General features: G+C 72.3%; 24 protein-coding genes. 11 read left to right on the top strand and 13 right to left on the bottom strand.

What is annotated here, in order from left to right:
- The 4 genes from ACE3Q3_RS14835 to ACE3Q3_RS14850 all read left to right on the top strand — a co-directional run.
- The coding region (locus tag ACE3Q3_RS14835; protein WP_374447378.1) for an acyl-CoA dehydrogenase family protein at positions 1–111 on the top strand (111 nt) is incomplete at its 5' end.
- Positions 108–242: a hypothetical protein gene (locus tag ACE3Q3_RS14840; RefSeq protein WP_374447322.1), complete on the top strand. Its 135-nt coding sequence runs from the start codon at positions 108–110 to the stop codon at positions 240–242. The genes ACE3Q3_RS14835 and ACE3Q3_RS14840, both read left to right, overlap by 4 nt.
- A gap of 31 nt (positions 243–273) precedes the next feature.
- The gene (locus tag ACE3Q3_RS14845; RefSeq protein WP_374447323.1) at positions 274–1410 is read left to right on the top strand and encodes an acyl-CoA dehydrogenase; all 1137 of its coding nucleotides are present in this window, start codon (positions 274–276) and stop codon (positions 1408–1410) included.
- A 19-nt stretch (positions 1411–1429) separates the two neighbouring features.
- Positions 1430–2029, top strand: coding sequence for a 2-hydroxychromene-2-carboxylate isomerase (locus ACE3Q3_RS14850; RefSeq protein WP_374447326.1), 600 nt, complete (start codon positions 1430–1432; stop codon positions 2027–2029).
- A gap of 69 nt (positions 2030–2098) precedes the next feature.
- Here the strand turns inward: ACE3Q3_RS14850 and ACE3Q3_RS14855 are convergent, their stop codons facing one another.
- The 6 genes from ACE3Q3_RS14855 to ACE3Q3_RS14880 all read right to left on the bottom strand — a co-directional run bounded on the left by ACE3Q3_RS14855 (position 2099) and on the right by ACE3Q3_RS14880 (position 7486).
- Positions 2099–2737, bottom strand: coding sequence for an ATP-binding cassette domain-containing protein (locus tag ACE3Q3_RS14855; protein WP_374447329.1), 639 nt, complete (start codon positions 2735–2737; stop codon positions 2099–2101).
- A complete protein-coding gene (locus tag ACE3Q3_RS14860) occupies positions 2734–3435 on the bottom strand; it encodes an ABC transporter ATP-binding protein (protein ID WP_374447330.1) in 702 nt (233 codons plus the stop codon). The genes ACE3Q3_RS14855 and ACE3Q3_RS14860 overlap by 4 nt, the downstream gene beginning before the upstream one ends.
- Positions 3435–4178, bottom strand: a complete 744-nt coding sequence (locus ACE3Q3_RS14865; RefSeq protein WP_374447333.1) for an ABC transporter ATP-binding protein — start codon at positions 4176–4178, stop codon at positions 3435–3437. Before ACE3Q3_RS14865 ends, ACE3Q3_RS14860 begins: the two co-directional genes overlap by 1 nt.
- 3 nt (positions 4179–4181) lie before the next feature.
- Complete coding sequence (locus tag ACE3Q3_RS14870; RefSeq protein ID WP_374447334.1) at positions 4182–5189, bottom strand: branched-chain amino acid ABC transporter permease; 1008 nt, start codon at positions 5187–5189, stop codon at positions 4182–4184.
- Entirely contained in the window at positions 5189–6109 is a 921-nt protein-coding gene (locus tag ACE3Q3_RS14875) for a branched-chain amino acid ABC transporter permease (protein WP_374447335.1), read from the bottom strand. The genes ACE3Q3_RS14870 and ACE3Q3_RS14875 overlap by 1 nt, the downstream gene beginning before the upstream one ends.
- A gap of 81 nt (positions 6110–6190) precedes the next feature.
- The gene (locus ACE3Q3_RS14880; protein WP_374447338.1) at positions 6191–7486 is read right to left on the bottom strand and encodes an ABC transporter substrate-binding protein; all 1296 of its coding nucleotides are present in this window, start codon (positions 7484–7486) and stop codon (positions 6191–6193) included.
- A 103-nt stretch (positions 7487–7589) separates the two neighbouring features.
- Between ACE3Q3_RS14880 and ACE3Q3_RS14885 the strand changes: the two genes are divergently transcribed.
- Complete coding sequence (locus ACE3Q3_RS14885; protein ID WP_374447340.1) at positions 7590–8426, top strand: MurR/RpiR family transcriptional regulator; 837 nt, start codon at positions 7590–7592, stop codon at positions 8424–8426.
- Between the two features lie 7 nt (positions 8427–8433).
- Here ACE3Q3_RS14885 and ACE3Q3_RS14890 read toward each other — a convergent pair whose 3' ends face one another.
- From ACE3Q3_RS14890 to ACE3Q3_RS14900, 3 genes are all read right to left on the bottom strand, one after another.
- The gene (locus tag ACE3Q3_RS14890) at positions 8434–10104 is read right to left on the bottom strand and encodes a formate--tetrahydrofolate ligase (protein WP_374447343.1); all 1671 of its coding nucleotides are present in this window, start codon (positions 10102–10104) and stop codon (positions 8434–8436) included.
- Positions 10101–11072: a threonine dehydratase gene (locus ACE3Q3_RS14895; protein WP_374447345.1), complete on the bottom strand. Its 972-nt coding sequence runs from the start codon at positions 11070–11072 to the stop codon at positions 10101–10103. The genes ACE3Q3_RS14890 and ACE3Q3_RS14895 overlap by 4 nt, the downstream gene beginning before the upstream one ends.
- A 78-nt stretch (positions 11073–11150) precedes the next feature.
- On the bottom strand, positions 11151–12233 hold the full coding sequence (locus ACE3Q3_RS14900; protein WP_374447348.1) for an alpha-hydroxy acid oxidase: 1083 nt from the start codon (positions 12231–12233) through the stop codon (positions 11151–11153).
- Between the two features lie 202 nt (positions 12234–12435).
- Here ACE3Q3_RS14900 and purH point away from each other — a divergent pair, with 202 nt between their 5' ends.
- A complete protein-coding gene (gene purH, locus ACE3Q3_RS14905) occupies positions 12436–14028 on the top strand; it encodes a bifunctional phosphoribosylaminoimidazolecarboxamide formyltransferase/IMP cyclohydrolase (RefSeq protein ID WP_374447352.1) in 1593 nt (530 codons plus the stop codon).
- A 9-nt stretch (positions 14029–14037) separates the two neighbouring features.
- On the opposite strand, the gene ACE3Q3_RS14910 is transcribed toward purH, so the two are convergent.
- Positions 14038–14769: a methyltransferase domain-containing protein gene (locus ACE3Q3_RS14910; RefSeq protein ID WP_374447355.1), complete on the bottom strand. Its 732-nt coding sequence runs from the start codon at positions 14767–14769 to the stop codon at positions 14038–14040.
- A 139-nt stretch (positions 14770–14908) separates the two neighbouring features.
- Here ACE3Q3_RS14910 and ACE3Q3_RS14915 point away from each other — a divergent pair, with 139 nt between their 5' ends.
- Genes ACE3Q3_RS14915 through ACE3Q3_RS14935 form a run of 5 tightly spaced genes read left to right on the top strand, consistent with a single transcriptional unit; the run spans position 14909 to position 19925 of the window.
- On the top strand, positions 14909–15673 hold the full coding sequence (locus ACE3Q3_RS14915) for a hypothetical protein (RefSeq protein WP_374447357.1): 765 nt from the start codon (positions 14909–14911) through the stop codon (positions 15671–15673).
- Positions 15670–17076 (top strand): hypothetical protein, encoded by a 1407-nt coding sequence (locus ACE3Q3_RS14920; protein ID WP_374447360.1) that lies wholly within the window; start codon positions 15670–15672, stop codon positions 17074–17076. The genes ACE3Q3_RS14915 and ACE3Q3_RS14920 overlap by 4 nt, the downstream gene beginning before the upstream one ends.
- The gene (locus ACE3Q3_RS14925) at positions 17073–17885 is read left to right on the top strand and encodes an ABC transporter permease (RefSeq protein ID WP_374447362.1); all 813 of its coding nucleotides are present in this window, start codon (positions 17073–17075) and stop codon (positions 17883–17885) included. The genes ACE3Q3_RS14920 and ACE3Q3_RS14925 overlap by 4 nt, the downstream gene beginning before the upstream one ends.
- Positions 17875–19206 carry an ABC transporter ATP-binding protein gene (locus ACE3Q3_RS14930; protein ID WP_374447364.1) on the top strand — a complete coding sequence of 444 codons (1332 nt, stop codon included), beginning with the start codon at positions 17875–17877 and terminating at the stop codon, positions 19204–19206. The genes ACE3Q3_RS14925 and ACE3Q3_RS14930 overlap by 11 nt, the downstream gene beginning before the upstream one ends.
- Positions 19203–19925 carry a sulfotransferase gene (locus tag ACE3Q3_RS14935; RefSeq protein WP_374447367.1) on the top strand — a complete coding sequence of 241 codons (723 nt, stop codon included), beginning with the start codon at positions 19203–19205 and terminating at the stop codon, positions 19923–19925. Before ACE3Q3_RS14930 ends, ACE3Q3_RS14935 begins: the two co-directional genes overlap by 4 nt.
- Here the strand turns inward: ACE3Q3_RS14935 and ACE3Q3_RS14940 are convergent.
- The 3 genes from ACE3Q3_RS14940 to ACE3Q3_RS14950 are packed head-to-tail and all read right to left on the bottom strand — an operon-like array spanning position 19891 to position 23047.
- Positions 19891–20667 carry a trans-aconitate 2-methyltransferase gene (locus ACE3Q3_RS14940; protein WP_374447370.1) on the bottom strand — a complete coding sequence of 259 codons (777 nt, stop codon included), beginning with the start codon at positions 20665–20667 and terminating at the stop codon, positions 19891–19893. The two genes, ACE3Q3_RS14935 and ACE3Q3_RS14940, sit on opposite strands and share 35 nt — an antisense overlap.
- Positions 20664–22094, bottom strand: a complete 1431-nt coding sequence (locus tag ACE3Q3_RS14945) for a hypothetical protein (RefSeq protein ID WP_374447373.1) — start codon at positions 22092–22094, stop codon at positions 20664–20666. Before ACE3Q3_RS14945 ends, ACE3Q3_RS14940 begins: the two co-directional genes overlap by 4 nt.
- Positions 22091–23047 (bottom strand): glycosyltransferase family 2 protein, encoded by a 957-nt coding sequence (locus ACE3Q3_RS14950; protein ID WP_374447375.1) that lies wholly within the window; start codon positions 23045–23047, stop codon positions 22091–22093. The genes ACE3Q3_RS14945 and ACE3Q3_RS14950 overlap by 4 nt, the downstream gene beginning before the upstream one ends.
- Positions 23048–23522: the final 475 nt, after the last annotated feature.

A 23522-nucleotide genomic window follows, 5' to 3' on the forward strand; every position in this document is an offset into this window, starting at 1 on the left:
TATCCGACCGGCCGCCTCTTGCGCGACGCCAAGCTCTACGAGATCGGCGCCGGCACCAGCGAGATCCGCCGCTGGCTGATCGGCCGCGAGCTCTTCCAGGAATCGCGGTGAGGCGGCTGGTCGCGATGCTGGCGCTGGCCGGCCTGCTCGCCGGCTGCGCGGCGCTCCAGGACCTGCTGGTGGTGCGCGGCGACTACGGCTCGTCGAGCGGTGCCCGGGGCGAGATCGGGGTCCGCTTCTGACCGCCGCCGGATGGGAAGGAACAACCGGACGATGCAACTGACCGAAGAGCAGGCGATGGTGCGCGACATGGCGCGCGACTTCGCCACCGAGCACCTGAAGCCGCACGCCGCCGAGCGCGACCGCGCCGGCAGCTTCCCCAAGGACGTGCTGCGCCAGATGGGCGAACTCGGCCTCATGGGCATGACCGTGCCCGAGGAATGGGGCGGGGCCGGCATCGACAACGTCGCCGCCGCGCTGGCGGTCGAGGAGATCGCCGCCGGCGACGGCGCCTGCTCGACCATCGTCTCGGTCCACAACTCGGTCGGCTGCCTGCCGATCCTGCGCTTCGGCACGAGGGAGCAGAAGGAGCGGTTCCTGAAGCCGCTGGCGCGTGGCGAGAAGCTGGGCGCCTTCTGCCTGACCGAGCCGGGCGCCGGGTCGGACGCGTCCGCCATCACCACCCGGGCGCGGCGCGACGGCAACCACTGGGTGCTGAACGGCACCAAGCAGTTCATCACCTCCGGCAGTTCGGCCGACGTCGCCATCGTCTTCGCGGTGACCGATCCCGAGGCCGGCAAGAAGGGCATCTCGGCCTTCGTCGTGCCGACCGACAATCCCGGCTGGAAGGTGGCGCGGGTCGAGGAGAAGCTGGGTCTGCGCGCCTCGGACACCTGCCAGATCCTGCTCGAGGACCTGCGGCTGACGCCGGACCTGATGCTGGGGGAGGAGGGGCGCGGCTACAACATCGCGCTCGCCAACCTCGAGGGCGGACGGATCGGCATCGCCGCGCAGGCGGTCGGCATGGCGCGCGCCGCCTACGAGGCCGCCCGCGACTACGCGAAGGAGCGCAAGTCCTTCGGCAGGCCGATCATCGAGCACCAGGCGGTCGCCTTCCGCCTCGCCGACATGGCGACCCAGATCCGCGCCGCCCGCCTGATGACGCTCGACGCCGCCGCCAAGCGCGACCGTGGCGAGCCCTGCCTGACCGAGGCCGCGATGGCCAAGCTCTTCGCCTCCGAGATCGCCGAGAAGGTGGCCTCCGACGCCATCCAGATCCATGGCGGCTACGGCTATCTCGCCGACTTCCCGGTCGAGCGCATCTATCGCGACGTCCGCATCTGCCAGATCTACGAAGGCACCAGCGACATCCAGCGCATGCTGATCGCGCGTGCCGTCGCCGCCGAATAGGAAGAGGAGCCACCGGACCATGGCCGAGCCGATCGACTTCTACTTCGACTTCTCCTCGCCCTACGGCTACGCCGCCTCGGCCAGGATCGACGCGATCGCCGCCCGGCACGGGCGCGACGTGCGCTGGCGGCCGATCCTGCTGGGGGCCGTCTTCAAGCTGACGGGAAGCCAGCCGCTGACCGGCATCCCGATGAAGGGGGACTATTCCAAGCGCGACTTTGCCCGCACCGCGCGGCTCATGGGCCTGCCCTTCACCATGCCCCCGACCTTCCCCTTCGCATCGGTTCCCCATTCCCGCGCCTTCTACTGGATCGAGGGCCAGGATGCCGGCAAGGCGCGGATGTTCGCCCGCGGCGTCTATCACCGGATCTTCGGCGAGGGCCGCGACGTCACCAGCGAGGATCTCGGGCGGATCGCCGGCCAGCTCGGCTACGACCCGGCCGACCTCGCGCGCGGCATGCTGGAGCCGGCCGTCAAGGAACGCCTCAAGACCGAGGTCGATGCCGCAATCGCCCGCGGCGTCTTCGGCTCGCCCTTCATCTTCGTCGACGACGAGCCCTTCTGGGGCTCCGACCGCCTCGACCAGGTCGATCGCTGGCTGGAGACGGGCGGCTGGTAGCCGGCTGCCGTCACCGCGTCCCGTCCGGCACGCCAGGCGGATGCGGTCGTCGGCTCCGGCAACGGCGCGCTACGGGTTCGGTTCCGGCCCCGCGTGGTCGGCCAGCGCGCCCAGATAGCGCCGTACCGCGGGGTCGGCGGCAGTCGCGGCCAGGTCGTCGAAGCCCCGCACCTCGCCGCCGGCGACGAAGAGGAAGCGGTCGCAGATCTCCCGCAGGATGTCGATCTGGAACGGCGCCGTCGGGTGCAGGCAGACGAAGACCAGCCTTCCCTCGCCCTTCAGGCGACGGAAGAAATCGAGCATGAAGCCGATATAGCCGTCCTGGGTGTTGAACTGCGGCTCGTCGAAGAGGTGGACGAGGGGATAGGGGCTGGCGGCGCGCTCCATCGTCCAGGCCAGCCGGGTCCGGCGGAAGCGCCGCACCTGATAGGACTGGTGGTAGTGGATGGCGAGGCGGTCGCGCTCGCGCGGGCGGACGCGGTGGATGTCCTGCCCGGCGATGCGGACCTGGCCCTGGGTCGGCGGGTTGGAGCCGGCGATCATCTCGAACAGCGTCGTCTTGCCGGCACCGTTGGGGCCGAGCACGCCGACGATCTGGCGCCCGGCGAAGCCGCGGTCGACCTCGAGGCGGAAGGCCGTCTCGCGCGACAGCAGCCCGCGGCGATAGACCTTGCCGACGCCGTCCAGCACGAGCAGTGCGTCGGTCATTGCAGGCCGCCCAGCAACCGGCGGCGCAGGGCCGGGTCGGCCGCCAGCGCGGCCGGGGTGCCGGCCCAGGCGACCTGCCCGCGCGACAGCACGACGGCGCGGTCGGCGACCGCGAGCGCCACGTCCGGGTTCTGCTCGACGACGATGGCGGCGATGCCCTCGCCGCGCAGGCGGCCGATCACCGCCATCACGTCGTCGACGATCTTGGGCGCCAGCCCCTGGCTCGGTTCGTCGAAGAGGACGAGGCCGGGGGCGCCCAGCAGCGCGCGGGCGATCGCCACCATCTGCATCTCGCCGCCGGACAGGGTCTCGGCCTCGCGCGCCATCAGGTACTTCAGGGGCGAGAACAGGTCCGTCACCTCGGCCATGGTCCAGCGGCGGAAGCCCGTCGCCTTGATCGCGAGCGACAGGTTCCGGGCGACCGTCAGGGTGGGGCAGAGGCGGCGGTCGTCGGGCACCCAGCCGATGCCGGCGCGCGCGATCTCGTGCGTCGGGCGGCGGGTGACGGCGCGGCCGCGGAACCGGATCTCGCCGCGGCGCGGCCGCGTCAGGCCGAGGATCGAGCGCAGCAGCGTCGTCTTGCCGGCACCGTTGGCGCCGAGCAGCGCCAGCACCTCGCCGGCTGCCACCGCCAGCGAGACGCCGAACAGCGCCTGCGTCTCGCCGTAGAAGGTGTCGATCGCCTCGACCTCGAGCATCAGGCGACGCTCCCGAGCTTGGATTCCATCACCCAGGGGTTGGTCCTGAGCGCGGCCGGGGTGCCGTGCGCGATCACCTGGCCCCAGTGGATGACCGAGATCTCGTCGGCGAGGCCGAAGAGGAACTCCATGTCGTGCTCGATGACGACGATGGTGACCTGGCCCTTCAGCGACCGGATCAGTTCGGCGAGCCGCGCCCGGCCGTCCGAGCCGAGGCCGGCGGTCGGCTCGTCGAGGAAGAGCAGCTTGGGTTCCGAGGCCAGGGCGACCGCGATCTCGAGCGCGCGCCGGGCGCCGTAGGGCAGCGACTTCGCCGGCTGGTCGGCGCGGTCGGCGAGGCCGACCCGCTCCAGCACGGACATGGCGGCGGCGACCGTCGCCGGGTCGCCGTAGGCGCGGCCGAACGGGTCGGCGACCCGCCGCCGGGTCGCCGGCAGGGCGACGGCGACGTTCTCGAACACCGAGAACTCGTCGAAGAGGTTCATCAGCTGGAACGACCGCGCGACGCCGAGGCGGGCGATGCGGTGCGGCGCCATCCCGGTGATGTCGCGGCCCTCGAACAGGACCTGGCCGCGGTCGGGGCGGTAGCGGCCGGTCAGCACGTTGAAGCAGGTGGTCTTGCCGGCGCCGTTCGGCCCCATGATGCCGGAGAGGCCGCCGGCCGCGAACGCCAGCGACACGTCCTCCAGCACCACCCGGTCGCCGAAACGCAGGTGCAGGGAGCGGGCTTCGAACAGCGCCATGGCTCAGCCGCTCCCCGGCCGGGGTGTCGCCGCGGGCGTCCGCCGCAGGCCGGCGGCGATGCCCGCCAGCCCGTCCGGGCGGAACATCACCAGCACCACGAACAGCATCCCGAACCACAGCATCCAGCCGGTGGTGACGGCGCCGATCAGGTCGCGCGCCAGGAGGAAGGCGACGGCCCCGGCGACCGGCCCCCAGAAGGAGACGAGGCCGCCGCCGACCAGCGTCATCATCACCACGTAGCCGGAATAGTGCAGGCTCATGACGTCCGGGAAGGCGGACCGCTGGGCCATGGCGAAGAGGCCGCCGGCGAGGCCGGACAGCGCCGCCGACAGGACGAGGACGGCGAACTTGGCCTTCCACACGTCGTAGCCGACGAAGCGGGCGCGCTGCTCGTTCTGCTTGATCGCCTTCACCACCCGCCCGAAGGGCGAGTGCACCAGCCGCCAGAGGCCGAGCGAGACGAGGACGAAGACCGCCAGCACGCCGTAGTAGAGGCTGACATTGTCCTCCATCGGGATGGCGGCGACGCCGAGTTCGACCGGCAGGCGGACGATGCGGAGCAGCCCGTCCTCGCCGCCGGTGATGCCGTGCGCCTTGATCGCGACGAACCAGAAGACCTGGCCGAAGGCGATCGTCATCAGCGCGAAATAGATGCCGCGCCGGTGCGAGATGAAGCAGCCGACCAGCGCACCCGCGACGGCCGCCGCCAGGAGCGCGGCGGCCATGCAGACCCACAGGTTGGCCGCGATGTTGAACTGCGCCAGCCCGAAGGCATAGGCGCCGATGCCGAAGAAGGCGCCGTGGCCGAAGGAGGGCAGGCCGGCATGGCCGAGCACGAGGTTGAAGGCGAGCGCGTAGGTCGCCCAGATCAGCACCTCGACCGCGAGATACTGGTAGAGGCCGACCCGTTCGATCCAGAAGGGCAGGGTCGCCAGCACCGCCCAGGTCAGCAGCATGGTCGGGGTGAAGGTGCGCACGAGGTGGGCGCGCACCGGAGCGGCGGCCGTCATCATGCCTCCAGCAGGCTCTTCTTGCCGAACAGCCCGCGGGCGCGGAACGTCACGACCAGGATCAGCAGCAGGTACATCGAGAGCAGCGACCATTCGGACGCATAGGCGCCGGACAGGCCGACGACCATGCCGACCATCAGCCCGGCCAGGACCGCGCCCCAGAAGGAGCCGACGCCGCCCAGCACGATGACGACGAAGGCCGGCACCACCGCATCGACGCCCATGTGCGGGCGAATGCCCCAGATCGGCGCCATGATGACGCCGGCCAGCGCCGCCAGCACGGTGCCGAGCGCGAAGACGCCGGCCCGCAGCCTGCGGATGTCGATGCCCATCGCCTGCACGATCTCGGTGTCGTGGGCGCCGGCCTTGACCATGGCGCCGAAGCGCGTGCGCTCGACGACGACCCAGACGAGCGCCATGGCGACGATGGCGAAGGCGGCGGCCCAGAAGCGATAGCGCGACCAGATGAGGTCGAGCAGAAAGAAGCCGCCCGAGATGTCGCGCGGCACCTGCAGGCTGTAGTCGCGGGTGCCCCAGACGGTGCGGATCGCGTCCTCCAGCACGAGCGCGATGCCGAAGGTGAGGAGCAGTCCGTAGAGCGGGTCCTGCCCGTAGGTCCGGCGCATCAGCCGCTCGATGACGAGCCCGAAGGGCGCGACCAGGACGGGCGCGACGAGCAGCGCCGCGGCGTAGCGCCAGCCGAGCGGCGCCATTGCCCAGGCGGCGTTGGCATCGGTCCAGGGCAGCCGCGGGGTCGCGATGGCGTAGGCGAAATAGGCGCCCAGCGCGAACAGCGAGCCGTGCGCCAGGTTGATCTGCTCCATCAGCCCCAGGATCAGCATGAATCCCAGCGCGATCAGCGCGAAGAGCAACCCGAGGGTGAGGCCGTTGACGAGGTGGGGCAGCAGGTTGACGAGCATCGGCCTGACCGGTGGCGGGACGGGCGGCCGGGGCGGCTGGCGCCCCGGCCGGTCTGGATGCGAGGGGGGCGCCGCCGCCCCTCACATCTCGTAGGTCGGCAGCTGCTCGAAGGGGGCCAGCCGGCACTTGGTCGGAGCGGCGTCGTCGAGCGCGTTGGCCGGCGTCGTCTGGCTCAGGATCTCGTAGAGATCGGTCTTGTCCGCCGGCTTGGCGTTGCGGCGCGCGAGGTAGATCGTCTGCTGCACCTGGTGCGTCGCCGGGTCGATATGGGCGTCGAAATGCTGCATCCGCTCGGCGGCCGGCATCTTGTGGCCCTCCAGCGCCCGGATGACCTTGCCGTTGTTGGTGCCGCCGGCGCGATCGACCGCCCGCAGCAGCTCGCGCGTCGCCATGTAGCCGTTGTAGGAGACGTTGCCCGGCACCGGGATCGGCGACTTGGGGAAAGCCGCCTGCCAGCGCTTCACGAAGTCGTCGACGCCGGGCAGCTTCAGCTTGTGATACCAGGTGGTGCCGAAGACGCCGAACAGGCTCTCGGGCGCGCCCCAGATGTCCGGCCAGTCCTGCTGGTTGTTGATCCAGGCCGTGCGCTCCTCGAGGCGCAGGTCGGTGATCTGCTGGCGCAGCGCCTTGATGTCGTCGCCGCCGATCGCGGTCGCCACGACGTCCGGCTTCAGCTGCTGCACCTTCAGGAGGTACGAGGTGAAGTCGCGGGTGTTCTGCGGCACCAGCAGGTTGTCGATGATCTGGGCGCCCGCCGCCTCGGCCAGCGCCTTGGTCGAGGCCGACGTGGTGTGGCCCCAGACATAGTCGTTGGTCAGCAGCAGCCAGCGCTTGCCGATGCCCTCGACGGCGTTCTTGACCGCCGCCTTGGAGAAGTTGGTGCCGTTGCCGTCCCAGACGAACTTGATGCGCGAGCAGTTCTCGCCCGCCTCGCTCGGCGCCGACGAGTTGGTGTTCATGTAGATCGTGCCGTACTTGGCCGCGACCTGGGTGATGGCGTTGGCGACGCCGGAATGGACGGCGCCGATCAGGAAGGCGCACTGCTCCTGGGCGATGAAGCGCTCGGCGACGCGGGTCGCGGTGGCGGGGTTGGTCTCGGTGTCGGTGGTGATCCACTCGACCTTGCGCCCCAGCACGCCGCCCCGGGCGTTGAACTCGTCGATCGCCAGCCGCATCCCCAGGAGGTCGTCCTGGCCGCTGGCGCCGTACTGGCCGCTGGCGTCGCAGGTCAGGCCGAGCTTGATCGGCTTGGCCGCGCCCTGGGCCCAGACCCGGTTGTGCTTCCACGGGCCGAACATCGTGGCCCCGCCGGCCAGCGCCGCCGCCATCAGGCTGCCCTGCATCGCCCGGCGCCGCGAGATGCCGCTGCTGCTCATCGTTCCCTCCATCGACGACGTTGTTCGCTCGTCTTCGGAAATAGAATGCGCATTCCAAATGGTGCTGTAAAGTGGAATGAATGATCCAGACCGCGATGGTGGCATGAGCGACGAAGAAGCCCGGATCGGTGCCTACGACGCGCTGCGCACGGCGATCGCGCAGCGCCATGCCGACCTGCCGGGGCGGTTGCAGCAGGTGGCGGAATTCGTTCTCGACCACCCGACCGACGTGGCGTTCGGCACGGTGGCGGAGGTGGCGGGGCGGACGGGCGTGCAGCCCTCGGCGATCGTGCGCTTCGCCCGGGCGGTGGGCTTCAACGGCTTCACCGAGATGCAGCAGGTCTTCCGTTCGCGGCTCGTGGCGGGGGTGGCGCCGAGCTACAAGGCGCGGCTGGCGCGGATGACGCGGGACGAGGCCTCGGTCCTCGGTCGCCGGCCGCGGGCGGTGCTCGAGCGCTTCGTGCGCGACGCCCATTCCGCCCTCGACACCCTCTCCCAGTCGGTGCCGGAGCGCGACCTGGACGCGGCCGTCGCGCTCCTGGGGCAGGCGCGCGACATCTACCTGCTGGGGCTCGGCGGCTCCTACCCGGTCGCGGCCCACCTCGCCTACGTGCTGCGCAAGCTCGGCCGCCGGGTGGTGCTGCTCGACGGCATCGGCGGCGGCATCGGCGAGCAGGCCCACGCCGCCACCGCCGAGGACGCGCTGATCGCCGTCAGCTTCCGCAGCTACTATCCGGACACCGTCCGGCTCTTCCCCGAACTGGTGGCGCGCGGCGTGCCGGCGATCGCCATCACCGACAGCCTGCTCAGCCCGATCGCCGCCGGCGCCCGGCTGGTGTTCGAGATCCCGGACATGCCGGAAGCGGCGATGCGCACGATGGTGGCGCCGCTCTGCCTCGTGCAGGCGCTGGCGATCGGGCTCGACCTCGCCGGTGACTGACCCGGGTCTAGAACAGCCCCACCACGTTCCCCTCGGCGTCGAGGCCGATCGACTCCGCCGCCGGCACCTTGGGAAGGCCGGGCATGGTCATGATGTCGCCGCAGAGCGCGACCACGAAGCCGGCGCCGGCGAGGAGCCGCAGCTCGCGCACCGGCACGACATGGCCCGAGGGCGCGCCCTTGGCGTCGGGGTCGGTCGAGAAGCTGTACTGGGTCTTGGCCATGCAGACCGGCAGGTTGCCGTGGCCGCTCTTCTCCAGTTCCTGCGCGCGCGCGACGACCTTGGCGTCCGGAGCGATGTCGGCGGCGCCGTAGAGGGTGGTGGCGATCGTGCGGATCTTGTCGAGGATCGGCAGGGCGTCGCCGTAGAGCGGCTGGAAGCGGGCCGAGCCGCCCTCGGCGAGGTCGACCACGGCGCGGGCGAGGCCCTCGGCGCCGGCGCCGCCGTCCGCCCAGTGCGAGCAGTCGTAGGCCTCGACGCCGAGCCGGCGACAGCCGGCGACCACGGCCTCGCGCTCGGCCGGCGTGTCGGTGGCGAAGCGGTTGAGGGCGACGACCGGCGGCACGCCGAAGCGGCGCACGTTCTCGACATGGCGGGCGAGGTTGGTGAAGCCCGCTTCGACCGCGGCCACGTTCTCGCGGCCGAGATCGGCCTTGGCGACGCCGCCATGCATCTTCAGGGCCCGCACGGTGGCGACGATGACGGCGGCGGCGGGCGAGAGGCCGGCCTTGCGGCACTTGATGTCGAAGAACTTCTCGGCGCCGAGGTCGGCGCCGAAGCCGGCCTCGGTCACGACATAGTCGGCGAGGCCGAGCGCGGTCGTCGTCGCCAGCACCGAGTTGCAGCCGTGGGCGATGTTGGCGAACGGCCCGCCATGGACGAAGGCGGGGTTGTTCTCGATCGTCTGCACGAGGTTGGGGGCGAGCGCGTCCTTCAGCAGCACCGTCATCGCGCCGTCGGCCTTGAGGTCGCCCGCGGTCACCGGCTTGCGGTCGCGGGTGGCGGCGACGACGATGCGGGCGAGGCGCTCGCGGAGGTCGCCGAGGTCGCGGGCGAGGCAGAAGATCGCCATCACCTCGGAGGCCACCGTGATGTCGAACCCGTCCTCGCGCGGCAGGCCGTTGGCGACGCCGCCCAGCCCGACGATGATCTGGCGCAGCGCCCGGTCGTTCATGTCGAGGACGCGCCGCCAGCTGACCCGGCGCGGGTCGATGCCGAGGCCGTTGCCCCAGTAGAGGTGGTTGTCGAGGAGTGCGGCCAGCAGGTTGTGGGCGGCGGTGATGGCATGGAAGTCGCCGGTGAAGTGGAGGTTGATGTCCTCCATCGGCACCACCTGGGCATGGCCGCCGCCGGCCGCCCCGCCCTTCATGCCGAAGGAGGGGCCGAGGCTCGGCTCGCGCAGGCAGATGGCGGCCTTCTTGCCGATGCGGTTGAGGGCATCGCCGAGGCCGACCGTCGTCGTCGTCTTGCCCTCGCCGGCCGGGGTCGGGTTGATCGCCGTCACCAGGATCAGCTTGCCGCGCGGGGTCTTCGCCCGCTCGCCGGCCCAGGCGAGGTCGATCTTCGCCTTGTGCGGGCCGTAGCGGAACAGCGCCTCGGCCGGCACGCCGAGGCGGGCGCCGATCTCCTCGATCGGCTTCAGCGAGGCGGCGCGGGCGATCGCGATGTCGGTCGTCATGGGGTGTCCTCGGCGGCCAGGATGGGGGCGTAGACGGCGCGGTCGACATTGCCGCCGGACAGCACCAGCGCGACGCGCCGGCCCGCCATGCGGTCGCGTTCCCGGAGCAGGGCGGCCAGCGGTGCCGCGCCCGCCCCCTCCGCGACGTTGTGGGTGTCGGTGAAGTAGTGGCGCATGGCGGCCGCGATCTCGCCGTCGTCGACGGTGACGATGCGGTCGGCGCCGCGGGCGATCAGGGCGACCGCCTCGGCGACCGGAACCCGGCATGCCATGCCGTCGGCCATCGTGTCGGCGCGGTTGGTCGAGACCGCATGGCCGGCGGCGAAGGAGAGGGCATAGGCGGGCGCCCCCGCCGCGACGACGCCGACGACCTTCGTCGAAAGGCCGAGCGCGTCGCGGGCGGCGATGGTGCCGCAGATGCCGGACCCGAGCCCGATCGGGACATAGACCGTGTCGATCTCGGGGACGGCGGAGAAGAGTTCGAGCGCGTAGGTGCCGACGCCGGCGACGAGATCATCCTGGAAGGACTGCACCATGTGCAGCCCGCGCGCGCCCGCCTCGGCGACGGCGAACTCGTAGGCGGCCTGGAAGTCGTGCCCGTGTTCGACCAGTTCGGCGCCCAGCGCCCGCATCGCCGCGTTCTTCTCGACGCTGTTGCCGTGCGGGACGACGACGGTCGCGGTCAGCCCGGCGGCGCGGGCGGCGAGCGCGATGCTCTGGCCGTGGTTGCCGCGGGTCGCGGTGATGACGCCCCGGAGGTCGGGCCGCTCGCGGCGCAGGTTCGCCATGTGGACGATGCCGCCGCGCACCTTGAAGGCGCCGACCGGCGTGTGGTTCTCGTGCTTGACCCAGACCTCGGCGCCGGCCCGCGCCGACAGGAGCGGCCAGTGGATCTGCGGCGTCGGGCCGAAGACCGCGTGGACCGTCGCCGCGGCGCGGCTGAGGGCGTCGAGATCGGGGAGCGGCATCGGGGCCTCGCCGGGGCCGTGGTGGGGAGCCGGACCCTAGCGGGCGCCTCCCCCTCGCGGCAAGGGCCGGCCCGCGCCTCAGTAGCCTTCGGCCAGCAGCGGGAAGGCGCTCAGGGCGTGGGCGGGGGCCACCGGCTGCGAGCGCGACAGGTGGTTGCGCGAGAGCTCGCCCAGGTTGCGGCAGCCGAGCAGCGCCAGCGCGATCGTGATCTCCTCCTTCAGCAGGTCGAGGACGCGGACCAGCCCCTCCTCGCCGGCCGCCGCCATGCCGAGCCCGGTCATGCGGCCGCAGCCGACGCAGTCGGCGCCGAGCGCGATCGCCTTGACGATGTCGGTGCCGCGGTAGAAGCCGCCGTCGACGATGACGGTGGCGCGCCCGGCGACCGCGGTCACCACTTCTTCCAGGACCTCCAGCGAGCCGCGGCCCTGGTCGAGCTGGCGGCCGCCATGGTTGGAGACGTAGACGCCGTCGACGCCGATCGCGACCGCCGCCGCCGCGTCCTCGCCGGTGCCGATCCCCTTCAGGATCAGCGGGATCCGGTGCTTGTCCTTGAAGCGCTTGACGTTGTCCCAGCTGTAGGCGGCCTGCCAGTCCATGCCGGTCGCGGCCTGGCGCCACGGCTTGACGAAGCGGTTGGCGAGGTCGCGCTCGCGCCGGGAATAGTGGGCGGTGTCGACGGTGACGGCGAAGGCGAAGTAGCCGCGGTCGACCGCCCGCTTCACATGGTCGTCCTCGAACGCGTGGTCGCCGCGGACGTAGAGCTGGAAGATGCGCGGCGCGTCCGGGCCGGCGTCGGCGACGGCTTCGAGGCCGGGATTGCAGACCGAACTCAGCATCAGCGGCACGTTCATCCGCCCGCCGGCCCTGACCGCCGTCGCCCCGCCGCCGGCTTCGAAGGATTCGAGCGAGCCGATCGGCGCCATCAGCACCGGCATCGCGATCCTGCGGCCGAAGAGGGTGGTGCCGGTCTCGACCTGGCTGACGTCGCGCAGCACCCGCGGCCGGAAGGCCCAGGAATCGATCGCCTGGCGGTTGCGGCGGAAGGTCGTCTCGGTCTCGGTCGCGCCCATGAGGTAGTCCCAGCGGCCCTTGTCGAGGCGCTCGCGTGCCGCCTTGACGATCTCGTGCAGGGTCAGGAATTCCTCGGCTGCGCTCGCCATGATCGGGTCTCCGGCTGTGGTCGGGTGGGATGGGGGAGGCGGCGGACCCTAGCACTGCTCCCCGGGCCGCGCGAAGGCCGGTCGAGGCAGAATGCATTGTCCCGGCGGAGCGCGGCGAATCGACGCCCGGCTTGCCGGCGGCGGGGGCGGGCGACTAAGTTCCGGCCGCAAATTCCCCCGCAACATCGCCGGTTCGCCTGCCATGGCCGCAGCCACGCTCGCCCCGATCGCCATCGGTCGGGCCCTCATCTCCGTTTCCGACAAGAGCGGGCTCGTCGAGCTCGGCCGGGCGCTGGCGGCGCGCGGGGTCGAGATCCTGTCGACCGGCGGCTCCGCCAAGGCGCTGGCGGCGGCGGGCGTTCCGGTCACCGAGGTGTCCGCCCATACTGGCTTCCCGGAGATCATGGACGGCCGGGTCAAGACCCTGCATCCCAGCATCCACGGCGGCATCCTCGCCCGCCGCGACGAGGCCGAGCATGTGGCGGCCATGGCGCGGCACGGCATCCGGCCGATCGACCTCGTGGTCGTCAACCTCTACCCCTTCCGCGAGACGGTGGCGCGCGGCGCCGACGAGGCGGAGTGCGTCGAGAACATCGACATCGGCGGCCCGGCGATGATCCGGGCGGCGGCCAAGAACCACGACTTCGTGGCGGTGGTGACCGCGCCCGCGCAATATGCGGAACTGCTGGCCGAACTCGAGGCGCAGTCCGGTGCCACCTCGCTGCCGCTGCGCCGGCGGCTGGCCGCCGCCGCCTATGCCCATACCGCCGCCTACGACGCCGCCGTCGCCGCCTGGATGGCGGCCCGCGAGGGCGAGACGTTCCCCGCCACCTTCGTCGCCGCGGCCGAGCGCCGACAGGTGCTGCGCTACGGCGAGAACCCGCACCAGGCGGCGGCCTTCTATGTCGGCACCGAGCGCCGGGCGGGGGTGGCGACGGCCGTCCAGGTCCAGGGCAAGGAGCTCAGCTTCAACAATTTCAACGACACCGACGCCGCCTTCGAGCTGGCGGCGGAGTTCGCCCACCCGGCCGTCGTCATCGTCAAGCACGCCAACCCCTGCGGCGTCGCCGAGGGCGGCTCGATCCTCGATGCCTGGGGCCGGGCGCTCGCCTGCGATCCGGTCAGCGCCTTCGGCGGCATCGTCGCCATCAACCGGCCGCTGGAGGCGTCGCTGGTCGAGGCGATCGGCAAGCTCTTCCTGGAAGTGATCGTCGCCCCCGACGCCACCGAGGAGGCGAAGGCGGCGCTTGCCCGCAAGGCCAACCTGCGGCTGCTGCTGACCGGCGGGATGCCGGACCCGGCGGCGCCCGGCATGACCCTGCGCTCGGTCGCCGGCGGCTACCTGCTGCAGACCCGCGACTCGCGGCCGGTGGTGCCGGCCGAGCTGAAGGTGGTGACGAAGCGCGCGCCGACGCCGCAGGAGATGGCGGACCTCGTCTTCGCCTTCACCGTCGCCAAGCACGTCAAGTCGAACGCCATCGTCTATGCCCGGGGCGGCGCCACCGTCGGCATCGGCGCCGGCCAGATGAGCCGCGTCGACAGCGCCCGGATGGCCGCCTGGAAGGCCGAGGATTCGGGCCGGCTGGCGGGCCTGGCGGAGAGCCCGGCCAAGGGCTCGGTCGCCGCGTCCGACGCCTTCTTTCCCTTCGCCGACGGCCTGCTGGCGACCGCAGCCGCCGGCTGCACCGCCGTCATCCAGCCCGGCGGCTCGATGCGCGACGCCGAGGTGATCGCCGCCGCCGACGCGCAGGGCCTGGCGATGGTCCTGACGGGCCACCGCCACTTCCGGCACTAGTCCCGGGCGCTAGTCCCGGACGGGCGGCGCCTCGCAGACCCAGACGCAGTCGCGCGGGACCGTCTCGTGGTCCTCGAGCAGCACGCGGTAGCCGAGATGGTCGAGGAAGCGGCGCATGATCGCCGGCGTCATCACCGAGAAGGCCTCGCCGTGGCGGCGACCGCCGATCGAATGGTGCCAGTCGCCGAGGAACTTGGCGAAGCCGCGCTCGCTGAGCGTGTCGGCATGGTGGAGCACGCAGCGGCGGCGGCCGCGCAGCACCCGCGGCAGCAGCGTCAGGTAGTTGAAGATGTCCCGCGGCTCGACATGGACCAGCGTGTCGTAGCAGAAGCAGGCGTCGGCGGCGCCGTCGGCGATGCCCGCGAGCGAGGTGCCGTCGAGCTTGACGAAGCGGGTGCGGTCCGTCCGGCCGGGCGCGGCGGCGAGGCGCTGGCGGGTCAGTTCCAGCATCTCGGCCGAGACGTCGGCGCAGATCAGTTCGCGGCAATGGTCGGCCAGGATCGCCGCCGTGCGGCCGCCGCCGACGCCGATCTCCAGCACCGTGTCGGCCGGGTCGAGCCAGGGCAGTACGAAGCGCTCGCGGATCAGCGCGACATAGGCGGCGAGCGTCTCGGCGGCGCCGGCCTCGCGGCCGATCCATTCGTCGCCGAGATGGGCGAGACCGGGATGGGCCTGGCGCCAGCGCTGGGCATAGCCGTCCCAGGCGGCCTCGTAGTCGACATATTTCTCGGGCTGGGTCATGGGCGATCTCGGACCATGGCCGCCCCCCCGCCGTCAAGCGAAGCCATGGATTTTGCCCGCCCTTGCCGCTAAAGCATGGCCGGCCGAGACCGTCGCCGCGACCGGCCGCGGCGGCCGGACAATTCTGGACCCGAGGCTGATGAGACGCCCGACCGAGGCGATCGACCGCATCGTCCGCGACCATGCCATCCGCCTCGTCAGCGTCGACGTGTTCGACACGCTGCTGCTGCGCGGCACCCGGCCGGAGATGGCGCGCTTCGCCCGCGTCGCCCAGATGCAGGCGAAGGCGCTGGCCGCCCGCGGCGTCGCCGTCGACGCCGACGCGCTCTATGCCGCGAGGCTCGTCGCCGCCCGCACCGCCTATCGCGTCATCCGCACCGTCGACGGTGAGCGCGAGGGCCATCTCGACCTGATCTTCGCCATGGTCGCCCGCGCGCTCGGCCTCGATCCGGCGCTGGCGCCGCTCCTCTCCGACGTCGAGTTCGAGTCGGAGCTGGACGAACTGGTCGGCAACCGGCCGCTCGCCGCGGCGCTGGCCCGCCAGCGCCAGGCCGGGCGCCGGGTCGTCTTCGCCAGCGACATGTACCTGCCGGCCGCCACCATCGCCGGCCTGATCGCTCGCCTCCTGCCCGACCTCGTGCTCGACGGCGGCTACAGCAGCGCCGACCGCGGCGTCACCAAGCGCGGCGGCGGCCTCTTCCGGGTGATGCTGGCGGAGGAGGGGGTCGCCCCGGGCGAGGTGCTGCACATGGGCGACAGCGCGCAGGCCGACGTCGCGACGCCGCGCGCCATGGGCATCCATGTCCTGCACACGCCGCGCCCGGCGGGCTGGCGGCGCCTGCACGGGCTGCGCCAGAAGCTGGCGATCCTGCAGCACCGCGCCATGATGCGGCGGGCGGCGTGACGGCGCCGGCGCTGGCGACCGCGGCGGCAGCGGCGGAGGCGGAGGACCTGGAGGCCTCGCTCGAGCGGCGGTTCCCACCGCCCGAGGCCTATTCCCACCTCGCCGGCGACGACTGGCCGGAGGAGCCGCCGGTGGCGGCCGACCGCGACGCCCAGCGCCGCTTCGGCCGCGAGCTGCTGGGCCCGATCTTCCTGCAGTTCTGCCGTCGCCTGCACCTCGCCGGCGTCGGCTTCGAGGACCGCGGCGCGCGGTTGCTCTTCGTCGCCCGCGGTGGCCTGCGCCTCGGGCTGCTCTACCGGCTGTGGTGCGAGCGGACCGGCACGACCCCGGTGCTGCCGATGGGCGAGCTCGCGATTTCTCGGGTCGCCGCCGCCAAGGGCTGCCTCGTCCACGACTTCGTCGGCATCGCGCCGACGCTGGTGCGCGAGTTCGGGGCGGGTTCGCTCGGCTACATGCTGCGCTGCCTGCTGCGCGGGCGCGGCATCGACCTCCCGGACGTGCTGGCGCACACCCCGGTCACGATCGGGTCCTTCGCCGCGGTCTACGAGGCGGACGACGCGCTGGGGCGGGCGGTGCGCGCCTATTTCGCCGAACAGGCGACGGCGCTGGCGCGCTATCTCGACGAACTGCTCGACGACATCGCGACCCCGGTGCTGGTCGATTCCGGCTGGACCGGCGGGACCCAGGCGCTGCTGATGCGGCACTTCCCGCAATGGGACTGGCACGGGCTCTATTTCGGGCGCTGGGACTACGGCCGCGGGCCCGCTCCCCATTTCGGGCACATCTTCGGCGTCTCGGTCGACAGCCTGGAGCCGTTCGCCAATGCACCCGGCCAGGCCCTCTTCGCCTACCACCACCTGATCGAGGACCCGCTCGAGATCGCCGCGCCCAGCGTCGAGGGCTACCGGCTGCTGCCGGACGGGCGCGGCGTGCCGGACGGCCTGCCGATCGACCCGGCGGTGCTGGAGCCGGGCGCCGACGACGCCATGTTCCAGGGCATCCTCGAGCATTTCCGCTCCCCGGCCGGGGCGGCCGACTTCCTCGCCGTCGAGCGCCGGGCGGATGCCGCCTATCGCCGGCTGCGGCGGATGATCCTGTGGCCCCGCAAGGAGGACCTGCCCGGCATGCAGGTGCGCCCGCGCTCGGCCGATTTCGGCCGCAGCCTGACGGTGCCGGTGCTGCTGCGCCTGCCCGACGCCAGCATGAAGCGCCGGCTCAAGTCGGTGGGGGCGGCGCTGTGGAAGCCGGGCCAGATGCTGATCGCCTTCCCGCGCCTCGCCCATTTCGTCAATGGCGGCAGCTACCTGCTGCGGCGCATCCCCTTCGCCGGCCGCCATGTCGATGCGGTGCTGCGGCGGGGGACCGGGCTCGCGCGCCGCGTGCTGCGGCGCCTCGTGCGATGACGGCACCGGTTCCGGTCCTGGGCCCGGTCGGCACGGCGCTGCGCTGGCGCCAGCTCATCCTCCAGCTCGCCCGGCGCGAGGTCGAGGGTCGCTATCGCGGCTCGCTGCTCGGCCTCGTCTGGGCGGTGGCGCAGCCGCTGCTCTATCTCGGCGTCTTCACCTTCGTCTTCGGCATCGTCTTCGAGGCGCGCTGGGGGCTGGCGACGGGGCCGCGGGCGCCCTTCGGGCTGATGCTGTTCGCGGGCCTCATCGTCTACTGGCTCTTCTCGGAGGCGGTGGCGCGGGCGCCGGGCCTGGTGCTGGCCCATGCCAGCCTCGTCAAGCGGGTGCTCTTCCCGGTCGAGGTGCTGCCGATGGCGGCGGTGCTCGCCGGCTTCTTCCACACCGCCCTGGCGCTCGCGGTGTGGCTCGCCGGCCATCTCGTCTTCGTCGGCCTGCCGCCCTGGACCGCGGTGCTGGCGCCGGTGGCGCTGGCGCCGGTCGCGCTGATGGCGCTCGCCGTCGCCTATGTGGTGGCCGGCGTCGGCGTCTATGCCCGCGACATCGGCCAGCTCGTCACCGTCGGGCTGACCGTGCTCATGTTCCTGTCGCCGATCTTCTATCCCCTCGACGCGGTGCCGGCGGCCTATCGCGGCCTCTTCTTCCTCAACCCGCTGACGGCCGCCGTCGAGGAAGTCCGCGGCGTGCTGCTCGACGGCCAGCTGCCGGGCCTGCCGACGCTGATCGGGCTCGCCGCCGGCGCCGTCGCGGTCGCCGTCGCCTTCGCGCTCTTCCGCCGCCTGCGCCGTGGGTTCGCCGATGTCCTCTGAGGCGCCGGCCCTGCGGGTCGAGGGCGTCGGCAAGGTCTACCGCCGCTACGCGTCCCCCTGGGACCGGGTGCGCCAGGCGCTGCGGCGCGAGGCCGCGCACGTCGACGAGCACTGGGCGCTGCGCGACATCGGGTTCGAGGTCGCCCGCGGCGAGACGGTCGGCCTCGTCGGCCGCAACGGGTCGGGCAAGTCGACGCTGCTGCAGATCATCGCCGGCACGATGACGCCGACGACGGGGCGGGTCGAAGCCTCGGGCCGGATCTCGGCGCTCCTCGAACTGGGCGCCGGGTTCCACCCGGACTTCACGGGGCGCGAGAACGCGCGCCTCAACGCCGCCATCCTCGGCCTCGACGACCGGCAGATCGCCGAGGCGATGCCCTCGATCGCGGCCTTCGCCGACCTCGGCGACCATCTCGACCAGCCGCTCCGCACCTATTCGAGCGGCATGGGGGTGCGGCTCGCCTTCGCCGTCGCCGTCCATGTCGAGCCCGACATCCTGATCGTCGACGAGGCGCTGGCGGTCGGCGACGAGGCCTTCCAGCGCAAGTGCTTCGCCCGGCTGGAGCGGTTCCGGGCCGGCGGCGGCACCATCCTCTTCGTCTCGCACGCCGCCGTCCACGTCACCACGCTCTGCGACCGCGCCATCCTGATCGACGACGGCGAGAAACTGGCCGAGGGCGAGCCGCGGGCCGTCGTCGCGCAGTACCATCGCCTGCTCTTCGCTCCGCCGGAGCGCCGCGCCCATCTCCGGGCTGCGATCCGCGCGGGCCGGCCGGAGACGGAGCCGGTCGTCGCCCCGCCGGAGGAAGGCGGCGACGACGCCTTCCTCGACGCCGCGATGCGGCCGGCGGCCGCCGTCATCTACGAGCCGGCGGGGGCCACCATCTCCGACCTGCGGGTGACGACGCCCGAGGGGGCGCCCGTCAACGTCCTGCGCCGGGGCGGCGCCTACGAGATCCGCTGCCGCGTCGCCTTCGCCGAGACCGCCTCCGGCGTCAGCTTCGGGACGCTGATCCGCACCGTCGCCGGCACCGAACTCGCCGGCGGCTCGACCGCGTCGGCCGGCCGGGCGCTGGCCGAGGTCCATGCCGGCGAGGTCTGGCAGGTCCGGCACGCCTTCCGCTGCCGGCTCCTGCCCGGCACCTATTTCGTCAATGCCGGCGTCTCGGCCGAGACCGGGGCCGAGCGCCGCTTCCTCCATCGTCTCGTGGATGCCGCGATGTTCAAGGTGATGCCCGACCCCGACCGCTGGCGCGCCGGGCTGGTCGATCTCGATTTCGAATCGGATGCCCGTCCCGAGTCCGGGGAGGGCGGACGGTGACCGGCCGGCTGCCCGACTTCCTCGGCATCGGCGCCCAGAAGGCGGGGACGACCTGGCTCTTCAAGATGCTGAACTTCCACCCGGAAGTGGCTTTCCCGGCTGGCAAGGAGGTGCATTTCTGGGACTGGCAGCGCGAGCGCGGGATCGACTGGTACGCGGGGCTGTTCGCCCGCGCGCCCGCCGACCGAAAGGTCGGCGACATCACGCCGGGCTATGCCGCGATCTCGCCCGGCGGCATCGCCGAGGTCCGGCGGACGATGCCGGCGGCCCCGCTCGTCTTCATTGCCCGCAATCCGATCGAGCGGGCCTGGTCGGCGGCACTGATGATCGCGCGCTGGGGGCTCATGTACCCGCGCGAACTGTCGGATGCCTGGTTCCTCGACGTCTTCCGGTCGGGCCAGTCGCAGGTGCGCGGCGACTATGCCGGCTGCCTCGAGCGCTGGATGGCGGAGTTCCCGAAGGAGCAGTTCCTGGTCCTGCTCCACGACGACGTCGTCGCCGATCCCCGCGGCGTCATGGACCGGGTCTGCGGGCATCTCGGGATCGATGCCGCGATCCCGCGCGGCTGGCCGGACGCGCGCTTCGCCGAGCGGGTCAACGCCGGCGACGGCGAGCCCCTGCGCGAATCGCTGCGCCAGCCGCTGCGCGACCTCTACGCGCCGCGGGTCGCCGCCTTCTCCCGCCTCATCGGGCGAGACCTGTCGCACTGGCTCCGCTGACCTCGGCCGCCCGCCGCGTCGCCACGAACCAGCAGTCGCGGCCGGCGAGCTTGGGGAAGAACCGGACGTCGAAGCCGAGCCGGCCGAGGACATGCTCGACCATCGGCGGGCACAGCCACTCGAACTTCGAGGTGATCTTGCCCTGCGAGGAGAAGTAGGTCGGCACGTCGGCCATCAGCTTCTCGAAGCCGTGCGGCGAGGTCGCGTCGGCGACGCTCATGATGATCTTGCCGCCGGGCCGCAGCGCGTCGGCCGCCGCCATCCAGTAGGCGACGAGATACTGCAGGTCGACATGGACCATGGCGTCGATCGAGAACACGAGATCGACCGATCCGCGCCAGCCGCGCTCGGCGACGAGCCGGGCGAGATGATCCCATTCCGGCAGGAGCCGGGCCGTCGCGAGGCGGCCGGCCGCGATCGCCGGCGCCAGGCGCTCCTCGAGCACGGCGAGATAGGCCGGCGAGACGTCGACCGCCAGGATTTCGGCCTGCGGGCAATGGTCGAGCACCATGGCGGTATACTTGCCGGCGCCGGGGCCGATCTCGATCGCGCGCGCGGGCGGCGGGTCGAGTTCGGGGGCGAAGACCATGGCGTAGATGCGCTCCCAGATCTCGGGCGTGCCCCACTCGTCGCCGGGCCAGGCGAGGCGGCCGCCGTCCGGGTCGTGGGTCCGGATCTGCGGGAAGATCTGCCGGACGTAGAGGTCCCAGTACTGGCCGTAGTCGTCGGCGCGCTCGGTCATTGCCGCCCCCTGCCGCGCAAGAGCCGGGCGGCGGCGCGCAGCGGCCCGGTCAGGTTCCAGAAGAAGCCCTGCTGCAGGGCGACGGCCAGTCGCGCCTGATCTTCCGGCGTCGGCGTCGGCGGCCGCGCGGCGGCGGCGCGCCCGCCGACCAGCCGCTGCAGCGGTCGGACGAGGCGCAGCGAGGTCGAGTTCCAGATCTCGTCGAGCGCCCGCGCCGGGTCCGGCATCACCTGGTCGAGGATGCGCTGGCGGGCGGCCAGTTCGTTCTCGACCCCGGCGCGCCGGGCGTCGATCGCGTCGCGCTCGGCGGCGATGGCGCCGATCTGCCGGTGCAGCGCCGCCACCTCCCCCTCGGCCGCCTGCCGGCGGGCATCGAGCGCGGCGTAGAGTTCCTGCAGCGCGGCGTGGTCGCGGGCGAAGGCGTCGGCGCGGGCGCGCTGCTGGGCGATATCCGCCTTGGCGCGGGTGCGGAACGTCTCGAACTGGCCGCGCATCTCCTCGAAGTCGCGGCCCAGTCGCTGCATCTCCGCCTCGCGCTCGGGGTGGCGGGCGACATACTCGCCCCAGCCCGCGAGCAGCCGGCGGGCGCCGTCGACGCGGGCCAGCAGCGGCCGCACCGCGTCGGCCGGCGGGGCGTCCGGGGCGCTGGCGCGGAGCAGCCCGTAGAGTTCCCGGACCTCCGGCATCAGGGTGGCCGGATGGCGGCCTTCGCCGTGGCGCAGGTCGGGGCGGACGATGCGGCCGACCACCGCCTCCAGCGCCGACGTGTCGGCGGGCCAGGCGAGGCCGAGCCGCGCGAGGGTCGCCTGCGCCGTCTCGACCGGCCGCGCGAACCAGTCGTCGTAGTCGACGACGGCGGCGATGCGGTCGCCGGCATGGCGGAAGGCGTCGAGCGTGTGGTCGAGCCAGAGGAGCTGGGCGGCCGCCGCGGTCATGCGGTCGCGCTTGGCCAGCGACTTCGCCACCGCCTCGGGATGACGGATGGCGAGCAGCCAGACCGGCTCGATCCCGAGATCGGCGAAGATGTCGTGCCACATCGGCAGCAGGCGGACGGTGCGCGGGTCCTTGAAGCCCCACGTCCCGACCGTCGCGGCGACCTCGCGGGCGACGATGTCGGCGAGCTGGCGCCGCCACGGCCGCAGCTCGGGCAGGCGCCACCAGCCCTCGGGCAGCGGGACCTGTCCCTCGGGCAGGTACCAGGTGCGGCCGAGCTGGGCGAGGATCGCCTCCTGGGCCTCGGCGATGCCCTTGTGCTCCCAGTAGCCGGCCTCGTTGTCGGGCGTCCGGTCGAGCAGCAGGTCGGGGCCGAGGTCGACGCCGAGCGCCTGCAGCAGGGACGCCAGCAGCGACGTGCCGCTGCGATGCATCCCGAGGACGACGACGACGCGCCGCCGGCCGGCCGCGGAGAGGGGCGTCGCGGCGGTCATCGCCCGGTCAGCCGCCGCCAGGTTCGCGCCGCCCAGCGCAGCGGCGACAGCACCGCCTCGAGCACCCGGAAGCTGAAGCGGGCGGCGTCGAAGAGGGCGTTCAGTTTGAGTTCCAGCAGCGACAGGTGCTGGCCGAGATTGACGAGCGTGCCGAGGCCGACCTTGCCGGCGTCGAGGTCGCGGCGCATCAGTTCGTTGCGGATGAGCGCGTCGTAGAGGGCGTGCTTGTCCTGGGCGCCGAAGATCGAGTTGGCGTAGGCGGGATCGGTCGAGCTCGGGCGGTGGTGGTAGAGCGCCAGCGGCCGCGGCAGCACGCCGATGTCGCGCCGGGCGAGGAAGCGCAGGTTGAAGTCCCAGTCGCCCAGCACCGGCAGGTCCTCGCGATAGTAGCCGACCTCGTCCAGCATCGATCGCCGGAAGAGGAACGAGATCGGCGGGAACATGTTGCCGCCGGCCATCCGGAAGAGCGTGATGCTGCGGACCCAGTCGTTGTAGGGGCTGCGGCGGTCGATCTCGACGCGGTCGCCGACGATCCGCTCGTCGATGCGGATGCTGTGGGTGACGACGCCGGCGATGCTGGTGCCGTCCTGGCGGTCGAGATAGGCGGTGGTGGCCGCCAGGAACTCGGGCTCCCAGCTGTCGTCGTCGTCGTGGATGACGACGTAGCGGCTGTCCGCCGCGCGCAGCCCGACGTTCGAGGCGGCCTCCATGCCGAGCGAGCGCGGGTTGTGGACGACCCGGAGGCGGCCGGCATAGCGGTCGGCGAAGGCGGCCGCGAGCCGGTCGACCGGCCCCGGGTCGCCGCCGTCGTTGACGACGACATGGACCCAGTCGGTCGCGGTCTGCGACAGCACGCTCTCCATCGCGCGGCGGAGCAGGACGGCGCGGTCCTTGGTGCGGGTGACGACCGCAACGGACGGCGCGACGGAAGGCGCGACGGAAGGCTGGGACAAGCGGGGCCTCTGGCAGGTGTCGGGCCGCCGGCGACGGCGGATCGACGGCGGCGTCGGCGACCAATGCCCGCCGTCGGCCACGGCGTCAACCGCTTGCTCCGCCGCGGCCCGCCCGTCGGCCGGCGGAGCGCGGCCCCCGGATTCTTGACACCCCTTGTGACGGCCGTCACATTGAACCGGTCCGATACCTCCTGCGACGCAGCGATCGACGGCCCTCTTGTTGCCACCCGGCAACATTCCGGGGCTCGGGAGCGGGGCCCGGAAGGGTCCGAGGGAAATCGCTTGCGTTGGTCAAAACCGCATATCTATCTTCCGGGGCGTTAGTTCTCGGACTGGGAGCCGGCGGCCGGGCTTTGCCCGGCTCGATCAACGGGCAGCATTCGAAAGACGAGGAGGTAGCCAGTCATGGCGGTCATTAGTTGGAACGGGGCGAGCAATCTCGACCTGAAGATCCTGGGTCAGACGTTCGATTTCC

Source organism: Allostella sp., from assembly GCF_041913585.1.
GTDB lineage: Bacteria > Pseudomonadota > Alphaproteobacteria > ATCC43930 > Allostellaceae > Allostella.

Coding starts and splice junctions, on each gene's coding strand:
- ACE3Q3_RS14845 (WP_374447323.1), top strand. CDS start 274: ATGCAACTGACCGAAGAGCAGGCGATGGTGCGCGACATGGCGCGCGAC.
- ACE3Q3_RS14850 (WP_374447326.1), top strand. CDS start 1,430: ATGGCCGAGCCGATCGACTTCTACTTCGACTTCTCCTCGCCCTACGGC.
- ACE3Q3_RS14855 (WP_374447329.1), bottom strand. CDS start 2,737: ATGACCGACGCACTGCTCGTGCTGGACGGCGTCGGCAAGGTCTATCGC.
- ACE3Q3_RS14860 (WP_374447330.1), bottom strand. CDS start 3,435: ATGCTCGAGGTCGAGGCGATCGACACCTTCTACGGCGAGACGCAGGCG.
- ACE3Q3_RS14865 (WP_374447333.1), bottom strand. CDS start 4,178: ATGGCGCTGTTCGAAGCCCGCTCCCTGCACCTGCGTTTCGGCGACCGG.
- ACE3Q3_RS14870 (WP_374447334.1), bottom strand. CDS start 5,189: ATGACGGCCGCCGCTCCGGTGCGCGCCCACCTCGTGCGCACCTTCACC.
- ACE3Q3_RS14875 (WP_374447335.1), bottom strand. CDS start 6,109: ATGCTCGTCAACCTGCTGCCCCACCTCGTCAACGGCCTCACCCTCGGG.
- ACE3Q3_RS14880 (WP_374447338.1), bottom strand. CDS start 7,486: ATGAGCAGCAGCGGCATCTCGCGGCGCCGGGCGATGCAGGGCAGCCTG.
- ACE3Q3_RS14885 (WP_374447340.1), top strand. CDS start 7,590: ATGAGCGACGAAGAAGCCCGGATCGGTGCCTACGACGCGCTGCGCACG.
- ACE3Q3_RS14890 (WP_374447343.1), bottom strand. CDS start 10,104: ATGACGACCGACATCGCGATCGCCCGCGCCGCCTCGCTGAAGCCGATC.
- ACE3Q3_RS14895 (WP_374447345.1), bottom strand. CDS start 11,072: ATGCCGCTCCCCGATCTCGACGCCCTCAGCCGCGCCGCGGCGACGGTC.
- ACE3Q3_RS14900 (WP_374447348.1), bottom strand. CDS start 12,233: ATGGCGAGCGCAGCCGAGGAATTCCTGACCCTGCACGAGATCGTCAAG.
- purH (WP_374447352.1), top strand. CDS start 12,436: ATGGCCGCAGCCACGCTCGCCCCGATCGCCATCGGTCGGGCCCTCATC.
- ACE3Q3_RS14910 (WP_374447355.1), bottom strand. CDS start 14,769: ATGACCCAGCCCGAGAAATATGTCGACTACGAGGCCGCCTGGGACGGC.
- ACE3Q3_RS14915 (WP_374447357.1), top strand. CDS start 14,909: ATGAGACGCCCGACCGAGGCGATCGACCGCATCGTCCGCGACCATGCC.
- ACE3Q3_RS14925 (WP_374447362.1), top strand. CDS start 17,073: ATGACGGCACCGGTTCCGGTCCTGGGCCCGGTCGGCACGGCGCTGCGC.
- ACE3Q3_RS14930 (WP_374447364.1), top strand. CDS start 17,875: ATGTCCTCTGAGGCGCCGGCCCTGCGGGTCGAGGGCGTCGGCAAGGTC.
- ACE3Q3_RS14940 (WP_374447370.1), bottom strand. CDS start 20,667: ATGACCGAGCGCGCCGACGACTACGGCCAGTACTGGGACCTCTACGTC.
- ACE3Q3_RS14945 (WP_374447373.1), bottom strand. CDS start 22,094: ATGACCGCCGCGACGCCCCTCTCCGCGGCCGGCCGGCGGCGCGTCGTC.